The following is an 11,499-nucleotide window of genomic DNA, read 5'->3' as shown; positions in this document are numbered from 1 at the left end:
TTCTGTGGCATGCCCAAGCCGAGACTCACACTGCCCGGAATTGAAGAGATAGCTGACTCAATGACCAGACCTGCAATGTACGGAATTCCCAACTGCGACACCGTCAAGAAGGCCCGGAAATGGCTCGACACGCAGGGTATCGAATACGCGTTCCACGATTACAAGAAGGAGGGTGCCGATCCTTCCAGACTGTCGGCGTGGAGCAATTTGGCGGGGTGGGAAGCCCTTCTCAACAGGCGCGGGACGACTTTCCGCAAACTATCCGACGGGGACAAGATCGATATCGACCGCACAAAGGCGATCGACTTGATGGTGAAACATCCGAGCATGATAAAGCGCCCGGTGGTGGAACATGAAGGCGGCGTACTGGTGGGCTTTTCGGAAGACGACTGGTCCGCGGCGTTTCAATAACCGCTGTCGCTTCCCCAACCCTTGTTGTCTCCGGCAGTCAGGCCGCGGGCGTTTTCGTTCGAAGTGCTGGTAATTTGCTGCTTTAGGGACGCAAAATCGTTTCCCGACCCGTAGATGAGTCCCACCACGATGGCCGTGCCGATTAGGAGCTTCTTGAACATGACGAGATTGTTTAGCCGATTCGTCCTCAAGATTTCGTTACTATTTATCCTTGCCAGCCCGGCGGTAGCCAGCGCACAGGAGATGCTCGTGATTGCGCATCGCGGCGCAAGCGGGGAGCGGCCAGAGCATACTCTGGCGGCCTACGAGCGTGCGATAGACCAGGGCGCAGATTACATCGAACCTGACCTGGTCGTGACCCAGGATCTCCACCTCGTCGCACGCCACGAAAACGAACTTTCGGACACGACGGATGTCGGGGAGCGCGAGGAATTCGCCGACCGCCGACGCACCAAGACGATCGATGGAACCATGGTGAGCGGATGGTTCGCCGAAGACTTCACCCTCGCCGAATTGCGTACGCTGCGGGCAAAGGAGCGCCTACCCGGCGTCCGGCCAGCCAATGCCCGCTTCGACGGGCTCTATCCCGTCCCGACCTTCGCCGAGATCGTGAAGCTGGTGAGGGCCAAGCAGGCAGAGACGGGCCGCACTATCGGCCTGTATCCCGAACTGAAGCACCCTACCTTCCTGCTGCAGGAAGCGGGCATCGACAGCGTCGACCTGCTGGTCACTGCCTTGCGCGATGCCGGTCTGGACGATGCGGAAGACGCGGTCTTCGTGCAGAGCTTCGAAGTAGCTCCATTGCGCCGCCTCAACCAGCTGATCGACGCAAGGCTGGTGCTGCTTGCCACACCGGGAAAAGGGCCCGCCGACGAACCGGCTTTGCGTTACGAGGACATGCTTTCCCCCAGCGGACTGGCCGAAGTGACCAGCTATGCCGATGCGGTGGGCGCGGATTTACGCCTTCTGCTCAATCCCGATGGGACACCCACAGGGCTGATCGAGGCGGCGCAGGCGGCGGGGCTGGAAGTTCACGCCTGGACGGTGCGCAAGGAAAACGTCTTCCTGCCGAAGCCGCTGCGCAGCTCGGGCGGCGAGGCCGCGCGCGGTAATGTGGAGGCCCTGATCGGCCTTCTCGATGCGGCCGGGGTAGACGGCTATTTCACCGACGATCCGGCAGTTGCGATTAAGCTGCGCGAGCAGTGACGATGTAGTTCAGCGACAAATCGTCCGAGAGGTGCAGTCCCTTCATCGGCGAAAATGCGATACCCTTAGGTTCACCCATGATGAGACCTGCCGAGGCAAGTATTTCGGATAGCTCGCCGGGAGTGACGAAATCGCTCCATTCGTGCGTCCCTTTCGGGATCAGTCCGAAGCTCTCCGCCGCACCGATCATGAGCGCGCGCGACCGCACGGTCCGGTTGGGGGTGGAAAGGACCATCAACCCGCCTTCGGCCAGCCGTACCGCCAGTTGCGCGGCAAAGGCCTGCTTGTCGGCGACATGTTCGATCACCTCCATCGCGGTGACCAGATCGAAGGTGCCGATGTCGTGTCCGGCAAGCTCGCCCGCCATGTAGCGGATGTCGAGCCCGCTGCGTTCGGCATGGATCGCGGCGGCTGCCACGTTTTCGGGCGCCGCGTCGACACCGGTCACATCCGCACCCAACCGCGCCAGCGGTTCGCAGAGCAGCCCTGCGCCGCACCCCACGTCGAGCGCGCTTTTGCCCGCGAGCGGCCGCGCATCGCGAACGTCGCCCGTCCAGTGCAGGTCGATGGCTTCGCGCAGGAATTTTAGGCGCACGGGATTGAGCTTGTGCAGCATCGCGCTGGATCCCTTCGGATCCCACCAGTCCTTGGCCAGCTTGCCGAAATGCGCAGCCTCTTCGGGCCGGATCGTTTGGCCGACCGAAGTATTGCTTGGACGGCTCGTGGTTGCATCGCTCATGCGCCGTGGCTAGCAGCCATATCCCACGCATTCCAGTACGGAGAGATTCCCGCTTGGCCCGCATCGTGATGAAATTCGGCGGCACCTCCATGGCAGGGACCGAACGCATTCGCCGCGTCGCCAATATCGTGCGCAAGCAGGCGGCGGGCGGCAACGAGGTTGCGGTTGTCGTCAGCGCCATGGCCGGCGAAACCGATCGGCTTGTAAACTTCTGCCGCGAAGCCAACGCGCTCTACGATCCGGCCGAATACGATGTGGTGGTGGCAAGCGGCGAGCAGGTCACCTCGGGCCTTCTGGCACTGACGCTCCAGTCGGTGGGGGCCAAGGCACGCAGCTGGCTGGGTTGGCAATTGCCGGTCCGGACCATCGAAGCCCATGCCCGTGCGCGGATCGAGGGTATCGATGCGGACGAGCTTGTCGCCTCAATGGAGCGAGGCGAAATTGCGGTTATCCCCGGGTTCCAGGGCCTTGCGACAGATGGCCGGATCACGACACTCGGGCGTGGTGGGTCCGACACTTCTGCAGTAGCAGTGGCAGCGGCGATCAATGCCGACCGCTGCGACATCTATACCGATGTCGACGGCGTCTATACCACCGACCCGCGGATCGTGGCCAAGGCACGCAAGCTGAAGGCGGTGACCTACGAGGAAATGCTCGAACTGGCGAGTGTGGGGGCCAAGGTGCTGCAGACCCGCAGCGTGGGCCTTGCCATGAAGGAGGGTGTGCGCGTGCAGGTCCTCTCCAGCTTCGTGGGCGACGATGCGATCCCCGCAGACGAACTTCCGGGCACGATGATCGTGTCGGAAGAGGAAATGGACGAATTGGTGGAGAAGGGCGAAGTGGAACGCCAGCACGTAACCGGCATCGCGCACGACAAGAACGAAGCCAAGATCATCCTCACCCGCGTGCCCGACAAGCCGGGTTCGGTGGCGCATATCTTCGAACCGCTCGCGCAGGCCAGCATCAACGTCGACATGATCATCCAGAACGTGGGGCGCGACAAGGGTGAGACCGACGTCACCTTCACCGTGCCCCAAGCCGACCTCGCCCGTGCGCAGGCCCTGCTCGAGGACAGGCGCGACGACATCGGCTACAACCGCCTGATCACCGACAGCAAGATCGCAAAGATCAGTGTCGTGGGCGTCGGCATGAAGAGCCATGCAGGTGTCGCCGCGACCATGTTCCAGGCACTCGCCGACCGCGGGATCAACATCCAGGCGATCACCACCTCGGAAATCAAGGTCAGCGTGATGATCGACGAGGACGAAACCGAACTGGCAGTGCGTGTTCTGCACACCGCCTATGGCCTCGATGCGGAGGATGAGGCGGCTTAGCCGAATACCATCTGGTTCATCAGACGGCCGGGAACTGCAAAAGCAATGATACCCGGCGCCAGCAACGCCAGCACATAGGTCAGAACGAGATGCTTCTTGTGGCCGGCGATATTGCCGCGCCGCGCTGTGGCCACCGTTTTCCACGCGGCGTGAAAGGTCACCGGTATCAATAAATGGATGGGGCTGAAGCTACCGCCCGACTTGATGAAGATGGCGGAAGTGGCCGTCGCCAACATGAGGATGAGCCAGAACTTGCCGAGCTGCTTGTGACGCTTCGTCCCCTTGCGGGCGAGCAACAGGTAACCACCCAGCGGAATGGCCGGGACGACACAGGCCACGTGGATCCAGACCGGCAGCTTGTCGTAATGATGCAGGTCCGGGGCAAAACCAAATGCGGCTCGGCCAAGCGCCAGAACTACGAAGAAGCACAGGGTGAAGCAGGACAGGCTGATAAGGGTGCGGGCCACAGGCGAGAGATCGAAGGCATGGCCGGGCTGGGCTCGGCGTGCCGTCTGGTTGTTGAAGGTGGTCATGTGAAGGTCTCCGCTTGAGGTTCGTGAGACCCTTCCTGCTGCCCTGCCGTTCGCGTGCAATGCGCTGTGCGCAGGCGGGCAGGATCCTTCGCGAAAAGCACGCATTTGTGGTGTCTTGCCACTTTACGTATCGCGAACGGGCAGGCAAACCGGCGCGATGACCGCGGAGGACACAGGCCGGAAAAGGACGCTTGCGCGCAAATTGGCGGTGGACCTGTCCGTGATGTCGGTGCTCGGTGTCCTGATGGCCGTCATCGGCCCCTTTGGCAGTTTCGAGCAACCTTTCGTCACACGGCTCGCTATGTGGCTGGGGCTCGCCTACGCAGGTTACGCGGTCTATGCACCGCTCGGCGTGCTTGTTGCTCGTATCCATCGGCAGCTGGACCTACCGCGCGCCGGATTATGGATCGCCGGCGTCTTGCTGGCGACTGTACCAATGGCGGCCATCGTGTGGTCGCTGAACGGTTTGTACGGACCGTTGTCCATGCCCGATCCCGAGACGGCGCTAACACATTACCTCAACGTGCTCGTCGTCGGCGGGGCCGTCACTGTGCTGTTTCAGCTGCTGGGTCGCGACAGCACAAGACCGCCGCCCACGCATGCGCGATCCGATGGAATTGCAAAGACCGGCGAGGACCTGCCCCCGCGCTTTCTCGACCGCTTGCCGCCATCGCTTGGCACGGATCTGCAGGCTCTGGAAATGGAAGATCATTATGTCCGCGCTCACACCGCGCTGGGCTCCGATCTCGTACTGCTGCGCCTGCGCGACGCGGTGGCGGAACTGGACGCGGCTGAGGGTCTGCAGGTGCACCGCAGCTGGTGGGTCGCGCGCGGGGCCGTCGAGGAAATCAGACGCGAGGGGCGCAATGTGCGGCTGGTGCTGGCCAATGGCGTCGAAGTACCTGTCAGTCGCACCAATGTTCAGATGCTCAGGGATGCGGGCTGGATTTAGGGAATTCGAAAATGGCGTTCACGGCAAAAATCCTGCTGCTTGGTTCGGGCGAGCTAGGGCGCGAGTTCGTCATCTCGGCCAAGCGGCTGGGTGCCTATGTCGTTGCCTGCGATTCCTATGACAATGCCCCGGCCATGCAGCTAGCCGACGCGCGCGAAGTTTTCTCCATGCTCGACGCTGAAAAGCTGCGCGAGGCGGCCGAGAAGCACAGGCCCGACTATATCGTGCCCGAAATCGAAGCGATCCGCACCTCCGTGTTGGCCGATCTTGAGGATGGGGGCTTTACGATCGTCCCTTCGGCTCGCGCTGCACAGCTGACGATGAACCGCGATGCGATCCGCGATCTTGCCGCGAACGAGCTTGGGCTGGTGACGTCGAAATATCTCTACGCCAAGAATCTCGAGGAAGTGTGTGCGGCGGCGGAGCACACCGGCTTTCCCTGCGTCATCAAGCCAGTGATGTCGTCATCGGGCAAGGGCCAGAGTACGGTGCGCGAGCACGCGAAGCTGGAAGAGGCGTGGGACTATGCCTGCGCAAACATGCGCGGCGACCGGCAGCGCGTGATTGTCGAGCAGTTCGTGGATTTCGATTATGAGATCACCTTGCTCACCGTACGGCACCAGGACGGCGTTACTTTCTGCCCGCCGATTGGGCACCGGCAGGAGCGGGGCGATTACCAGGAAAGCTGGCAGCCCACGCCCATGTCGGAAGCGGCAATTGCGAAGGCACAGGAGATGTCGCGCAAGGTCGTCGATAATCTTGGGGGCTATGGGCTGTTCGGGGTCGAATTCTTCGTGAAGGGCGAGGAGGTCATCTTCTCGGAGCTATCGCCCCGTCCGCACGATACCGGCATGGTAACGCTGGTCAGTCAGAACCTGACCGAATTCGACCTGCACGCTCGCGCAGTGCTGGGGCTGCCAGTTCCGCCCGAAATGCGCGCGCGGCCTTCCGCCAGTGCAGTCATACTTGCCGAGCGCGACAGCGCGGCATTGTCATATGAATGCCTTGCCGAAGCACTGGAAGAACCGGGCACCGATCTCAGGATCTTTGCCAAGCCGACCAGCCGGCCATACCGCCGGATGGGCGTGGCGCTGGCGACGGCCGGCGATACCGACGAGGCACGGCGCAAGGCGCGCGATGCGGCACACAAGGTCCGCATCGTCTACGGCGACTAACCGAAAAAGCTATCTATCGCGACGCAGGTGGCCACGCCCACCACGATGTTCATCGGCAGCCCGATCTTGAGGAAGTCCGCGAAGCGATAGTTCGCCGCGCCGTAAACCAGCGTATTGGTCTGGTATCCGATGGGCGTCGCAAAACTGGCGCTGGCTCCGAACATGACCGCCACCACCATTTCGCGCACATCCGCTCCGGTGGCTTGGGCGAGGCCGATGGCGATGGGCGTGAGGATGACCGCCACGGCGTTGTTGGTAACGCTTTCGGTCAGCAGGCTGGTCAGCGCGTAGATAGACAGCAGCATGAGCAGCGGGGTGGCCGAGGCAAAGAAAGGCTGCGCCCATTCGACGATCAACTCGACCGTTCCTGCATTTTCGAGCCCCTTGCCGAAAGCCAGCATGCCGAAGATCAGGACGAGCGTATTGCCGTCTATCGCGCTCCATGCTTCTTCGGGCTCGAGGCAGCGGGTCAAGAGCACGAAGCCTGCACCCAGAAGCGCCAATGCCTGGATCGGCAGGTTGAACAGTGCGGCGAGTACCACCACGCCCACAAGCGTCCCGATCGCCACCGGCGCGTGCCGGCGACGAAAGGCGCGTGTTGGAGCCTTGTTGACCGTGCCCAGCCCAACATTGCCGTTGAGGGCTTGTGCGGCATCGGTTCCGGCTGCGATCAACAGGCGGTCGCCTGCACGCACTCGCACTTCGGCCAATTCGGGACCTGCAAGATGCCGAGGCCGGGAGAGGCCCAGCACGCGAACCTTGAGCTTTGAAAGCATGGGTATGTCCGCGAGCCTTCGCCCGATTATCGGATGCGATGAAGACACGACCGCCTCCACCAGGGACAAATCGCGCGGCCGATCCATGCCTGCGGTCGCCACGCCTCCGCCGACGCCCGTGAGGCCGGTACGGAAATCGAATGCCTCGGCCAGCGAAGCGAGTTCTGCAGGACTGGCACCGACTATCAACTGGTCGCCCGCTGCCAGACGGTGGGTTTCGATACCATTGCGGGTAATGGTGGCACCGCGCTTCACCCCGATGATTCTCACTCCGGGCCTACGCGCAAGCGCGATCGCGACCAATTTCTGACCGATCAGCGGGCTGCCCTGCATTACGGTGAGGTGGGAAAGGTAGGAGTCGCTTTCGGTTTCGTCTTCGTCCAGCGCGCGAGGCGGGCGATTGGGGAGCAGCCGCGGACCGAGAAGAGCAAGAAACAACGCGCCTGCAGTCGCGGTCGCCAATCCTACACTGGTGATTTCGAACATGCCGAATGGCTCAAGTCCCTGCTCGCGCGCAACACCGTCTACCAGAAGATTGGTCGAGGTGCCGATGAGCGTCAAAGTGCCGCCGAGGATCGAGAGATAGGAGAGCGGGATCAGCAGGCGTGTCGCAGCGATGCCGAGCGCCTTGGCAAGACGTTTGACGATGGGAATCATCACCAGCACGACCGGCGTGTTGTTCATGAAGGCAGATGCGGCGATTGTCCCCATGCCGATCTCGGCGACAGCGAGCCGCGGTTTGCGCCGCGTACGCCGAATTATCCAGCCGGATATTTCCTCAAGGGTCCCGGTCCGCAGGAGCGCACCGGAGAGGACGAACATGGCCGCGATGGTAATCGGGGCAGGGTTGGAGAAGACCCCAAGCAGCTCGTCGGTCGACAAGAAGCCCAGCAAAAACATCGCCAGCCCGCCTACAGAAGCGAGCACGACCGGTGGCAGGCGTTCAAGCATGAAGCCAACGAACAGGATGATGAGGAGCGCCAACCCGATCTGCGGGTGGAAGGCGACAAGCGAATCGGGCAGCAACGCTGGCATTTGCGCAACTGCTAGCGGCAAACTTCGGTTTGCAAAGCGGAATAAACCCGCCGGAGGTACGGTCCTCCGACGGGCTAGATCAACTTGGTTTCACGTGAGCGCGTAACTAACGACAGCGGCCCCGTTCGATTTCGCGGCCAAGCAACGCTCCGCCTGCCGCACCGAGAATGGTGCCGAGGCTACGGTCACCGCGTGAATCGATCTCCCGTCCAAGGATCGCACCGAGCGCACCACCGACGATCAACCCTGTCGTGCCATCCTGTTTGCGGCAATAGACGCGGCCATCCCGGCCCCGCCAGACACGCGTATTGCGATAGACCGGCTCGCCGTAATATCGACCTCGATCGCGCGAGTACCGATCTCCGCGATAGCGGCGCTTGCGCCAGCGGTCATCGTCATCGTCGTCATCATCCTCCCAATCGTCATCGTCCCAATCATCGTCATCATCGGAATGATGCCACGTCATTGAGAGGGCGTGACCCGCCTGGGGCGCGAAACCGTAAACCGGTTCGGCTGCGCTTGCGGGTGAGGCGAAAACGGCGCCGCCAACGGCAAGAGCGAGGAGCGAGCTTGTTGTTTTCCTAAGCATGGGTTCGTCTCCAGATTTTACTTCGTCCCCACCGTGGTTGGAGAAACATGAACGGAAGGAAACCGGCTTCGACAGATTGGCCCTGATTGCGGCGAACTGCCTCGAGGGCGCGTTGTTTTGCGTCAGTGCACGCGACGGAATTGCAAGCGTGCAGGTCGACCTGCGCCTGCCGGTAACTGTGTTCCGCGCGTTTGAAGGCGAGGGAGCCAAAGAGGTCACCCGGAAACAGATTGAAGTCGTGAGCGTTCTTCATCGCGGAGAGATCGCAATGGAAGAAGTACAGCTCCAGATCGAATACAATTGGGCGGGTGCCCTGCGCCGTGCAGTGATCGATCGCAATTTCGAAAATGGCAGCCTAGTGGCAGGCCATTCGGTCGGCATGTTCAAGGAAGAAGAACCGGTCGTGGAGCTCATTGCGAATTTGGTGACGCGCAGCGAGGACGCGCTCGCGCGCCGGTAGGGTGAACATCCATCGGCTCGATCTCGACGTCGCAATATATCGCGACCGGGTACAGGTTACCCATCGCGGAACCGAGACCTTCGTCGACCAGCGGGCCGAATATCCGTTTTCTACCGAACAATCCGTGGTGGGGCATGCCCGTTTTCTCGAAGATACGATCGTTCGCGCCATCCGGCAGATCGTAAGGGAGGGTGGCTTTTCGCTGCGAAATCCGATCGCCCATGTGATCCGCTGCGATGGAGGCTTCAATGAGGAAGAGAAGGCAATTGTCGAAAACGCTCTTCACGAGACCGGGATGAAAGAGGTGATTTTCGAGCTTGATGACTGAGAAGCGCAACTATCGCCGCGCTTAGGCCTTCGCGCTTGCGATTTCCGCAGATGAGGCACCAAGAAAGCTGATGGCAGAGCCTCTTGTCCTCACCTTATCCTGCGCCGACCGACCGGGCATAACTGCCCGTGTGACCTCATTCCTTTTTGCAGGCGGCGGCAACATCCTCGAGGCGCAGCAATTCAACGACCGGTCTTCGAAGGCGTTCTTCATGCGGGTCGAATTCGATCCGGGCAACTGGGAACGCGATCACCTTTGCGACCAATTCGTTGGCCTGGCTAATGAGTTCGAAATGGGGTGGAAGCTCGCTCAGTGCGACCGGCCGAAGCGGGTGCTGATAATGGTCAGCAAGTTCGACCACTGTCTCGCCGACTTGCTATACCGCTGGCGCATCGGCGAACTGGCGATGGAGCCGGTGGCAATCATTTCCAATCATCCGCGCGAATCGATCGAGCACGCGCATCTGGGTGGTATTCCTTTCCACCAACTGCCGGTCACGCCGGAAACCAGGCCGGAACAGGAAGCCGAGGTGCGAAAGCTGGCCGATCGGTACGATGCGGAGCTGGTGATCCTAGCGCGGTACATGCAGATCCTGTCGGATCGCCAGGCAGAACATTTTGCAGGACGCTGCATCAACATTCATCATTCCTTCCTGCCCGGTTTCAAGGGTGCGAAGCCCTACCATCAGGCCTACGAGCGCGGGGTCAAGATGATTGGCGCCAGCGCCCATTACGTTACCGCTGATCTGGACGAGGGTCCGATCATCCATCAGGCAGCCGAGCCGGTTACCCATGCCGACAGTCCCGATCAACTGGTCCGCAAAGGCAGGAACATAGAAAGCCGCGTACTGGCCGAAGCCGTCCGGCTGCACCTTGAGGAACGTGTTCTGCTCAACGGGCACCGCACGGTGGTCTTCGGAAACTGATTGACCGTTTGAGGCGACGAACGGCTTGGCCTCGCCGAGTCTTCACGCCCATTGGGCTCTTGCTCGATCCGCGCACCTTGCTAGGCTCTTTGGCGGACGGGCGAGCGGAGAGTGAATTTATGTGCGATGAGCAGCAACTGGCACGATGGGCGAAACAGAAGCTGTCCCGCAGGACGTTCGGAGCGGGCAGCCTGGCCGGGGCCGCAGCCGCCTGTGCGCCGATGGAAATGGGAAGCAGCACCGACGTCCGCACGATTGCGGGCCGTCAGGTGAGCTTCAGCACCTCTTCCGGTACGATGGACGGGGAGTTCTTTCACCCCGAAACGGGCGACCATCCCGCGGTGATTTTCTGGCCCGACATCGCAGGAATCCGGGATGCCAAGCGCCAGATGGCGCGGCGCCTCGCCGGGGGAGGATATGCGGTTCTGCTGGTAAATCCCTATTACCGCGACGTTTCCGGAGAGCAATTTTCCGACTTCGCTACATTTGCCGCGAATGAGGGTTTCCAGAAGGTGCGGCCCTGGCGGGGCAAGCTCGATGCCGCGGCGATCGGATCGGATGCGGAGGCCGCGGCCGGTTGGCTGTCTAACCAGAGCGCGGTCGACACGGACGCGCGTATCGGAACGCAGGGCTATTGCATGGGCGGGCCCTTCACGATCTGGAGCGCTGCCGCAGACGATCGCATCGGCGCGGCGTGTAGCTTCCATGGGGGCGGCCTGGTGCGTGATGGCGAGGCCAGTCCGCATCGGATGTTGCAGGACGATGTCCGCTATCTCATCGCCATCGCGCAGGATGACGACGCCGAAGGGCCGGAAGCCAAGACAGCCTTGCGTAATGCCGCTTCGGCAGTTGGCACTTCTGCCGAAATAGAGGTCTATGCGGGCGATCACGGCTGGTGCGTGCCGGACAGTCCAGCTTATGATCGCGAGGCTGCGGAGCGTGCCTGGAGCAGGTTACTGGCGACCTATTCGGCGGCGTTGTAACAGGCGCACACCTCCGGCAAAGGTAGATGCCGGTTTCGCTTGCGGGCTGACTA

Annotated in this window: 14 protein-coding genes; 9 read left to right on the top strand and 5 right to left on the bottom strand. The window is 61.6% G+C overall.

Annotated elements, in window-relative coordinates:
• The first annotated feature begins 60 nt into the window (after positions 1–60).
• On the top strand, positions 61–411 hold the full coding sequence (locus GRI69_RS11035) for an ArsC family reductase (protein WP_160728334.1): 351 nt from the start codon (positions 61–63) through the stop codon (positions 409–411).
• Here GRI69_RS11035 and GRI69_RS11030 read toward each other — a convergent pair.
• Positions 405–572, bottom strand: coding sequence for a hypothetical protein (locus tag GRI69_RS11030; RefSeq protein WP_160728333.1), 168 nt, complete (start codon positions 570–572; stop codon positions 405–407). The two genes, GRI69_RS11035 and GRI69_RS11030, sit on opposite strands and share 7 nt — an antisense overlap.
• Between GRI69_RS11030 and GRI69_RS11025 the strand changes: the two genes are divergently transcribed.
• Positions 571–1,617 (top strand): glycerophosphodiester phosphodiesterase family protein, encoded by a 1,047-nt coding sequence (locus tag GRI69_RS11025; RefSeq protein ID WP_160728332.1) that lies wholly within the window; start codon positions 571–573, stop codon positions 1,615–1,617. The two genes, GRI69_RS11030 and GRI69_RS11025, sit on opposite strands and share 2 nt — an antisense overlap.
• Here GRI69_RS11025 and ubiG read toward each other — a convergent pair.
• On the bottom strand, positions 1,598–2,356 hold the full coding sequence (gene ubiG / locus GRI69_RS11020) for a bifunctional 2-polyprenyl-6-hydroxyphenol methylase/3-demethylubiquinol 3-O-methyltransferase UbiG (protein WP_160728331.1): 759 nt from the start codon (positions 2,354–2,356) through the stop codon (positions 1,598–1,600). The genes GRI69_RS11025 and ubiG overlap by 20 nt on opposite strands.
• A gap of 53 nt (positions 2,357–2,409) precedes the next feature.
• Between ubiG and GRI69_RS11015 the strand changes: the two genes are divergently transcribed.
• Entirely contained in the window at positions 2,410–3,690 is a 1,281-nt protein-coding gene (locus GRI69_RS11015) for an aspartate kinase (protein ID WP_160728330.1), read from the top strand.
• Here GRI69_RS11015 and GRI69_RS11010 read toward each other — a convergent pair.
• A complete protein-coding gene (locus GRI69_RS11010) occupies positions 3,687–4,223 on the bottom strand; it encodes a DUF2306 domain-containing protein (protein WP_160728329.1) in 537 nt (178 codons plus the stop codon). The genes GRI69_RS11015 and GRI69_RS11010 overlap by 4 nt on opposite strands.
• Positions 4,224–4,380: 157 nt before the next feature.
• Here GRI69_RS11010 and GRI69_RS11005 point away from each other — a divergent pair, with 157 nt between their 5' ends.
• Complete coding sequence (locus GRI69_RS11005) at positions 4,381–5,175, top strand: LytTR family DNA-binding domain-containing protein (protein ID WP_160728328.1); 795 nt, start codon at positions 4,381–4,383, stop codon at positions 5,173–5,175.
• 11 nt (positions 5,176–5,186) lie between these two features.
• On the top strand, positions 5,187–6,350 hold the full coding sequence (purT, locus tag GRI69_RS11000) for a formate-dependent phosphoribosylglycinamide formyltransferase (RefSeq protein ID WP_160728327.1): 1,164 nt from the start codon (positions 5,187–5,189) through the stop codon (positions 6,348–6,350).
• Here purT and GRI69_RS10995 read toward each other — a convergent pair.
• Together GRI69_RS10995 and GRI69_RS10990 are read right to left on the bottom strand one after the other, a co-directional pair.
• The gene (locus GRI69_RS10995) at positions 6,347–8,161 is read right to left on the bottom strand and encodes an SLC13 family permease (protein WP_160728326.1); all 1,815 of its coding nucleotides are present in this window, start codon (positions 8,159–8,161) and stop codon (positions 6,347–6,349) included. The two genes, purT and GRI69_RS10995, sit on opposite strands and share 4 nt — an antisense overlap.
• Before the next feature lie 106 nt (positions 8,162–8,267).
• Positions 8,268–8,750, bottom strand: a complete 483-nt coding sequence (locus GRI69_RS10990; protein WP_160728325.1) for a glycine zipper 2TM domain-containing protein — start codon at positions 8,748–8,750, stop codon at positions 8,268–8,270.
• A 76-nt stretch (positions 8,751–8,826) separates the two neighbouring features.
• Here GRI69_RS10990 and GRI69_RS10985 point away from each other — a divergent pair, with 76 nt between their 5' ends.
• The 4 genes from GRI69_RS10985 to GRI69_RS10970 all read left to right on the top strand — a co-directional run bounded on the left by GRI69_RS10985 (position 8,827) and on the right by GRI69_RS10970 (position 11,446).
• Positions 8,827–9,210: a hypothetical protein gene (locus GRI69_RS10985; RefSeq protein ID WP_237453061.1), complete on the top strand. Its 384-nt coding sequence runs from the start codon at positions 8,827–8,829 to the stop codon at positions 9,208–9,210.
• Position 9,211: 1 nt separating this feature from the next.
• A complete protein-coding gene (locus tag GRI69_RS10980; protein ID WP_160728323.1) occupies positions 9,212–9,538 on the top strand; it encodes a hypothetical protein in 327 nt (108 codons plus the stop codon).
• 70 nt (positions 9,539–9,608) lie between these two features.
• Entirely contained in the window at positions 9,609–10,463 is an 855-nt protein-coding gene (purU, locus tag GRI69_RS10975) for a formyltetrahydrofolate deformylase (RefSeq protein WP_160728322.1), read from the top strand.
• A 119-nt stretch (positions 10,464–10,582) separates the two neighbouring features.
• Positions 10,583–11,446, top strand: a complete 864-nt coding sequence (locus tag GRI69_RS10970) for a dienelactone hydrolase family protein (protein ID WP_160728321.1) — start codon at positions 10,583–10,585, stop codon at positions 11,444–11,446.
• Positions 11,447–11,499 lie beyond the last annotated feature (53 nt).

Source organism: Qipengyuania vulgaris, assembly GCF_009827325.1.
GTDB classification, from domain to species: Bacteria; Pseudomonadota; Alphaproteobacteria; order Sphingomonadales; family Sphingomonadaceae; genus Qipengyuania; species Qipengyuania vulgaris.
This window is presented reverse-complemented; position numbering and strand designations above follow the sequence as displayed.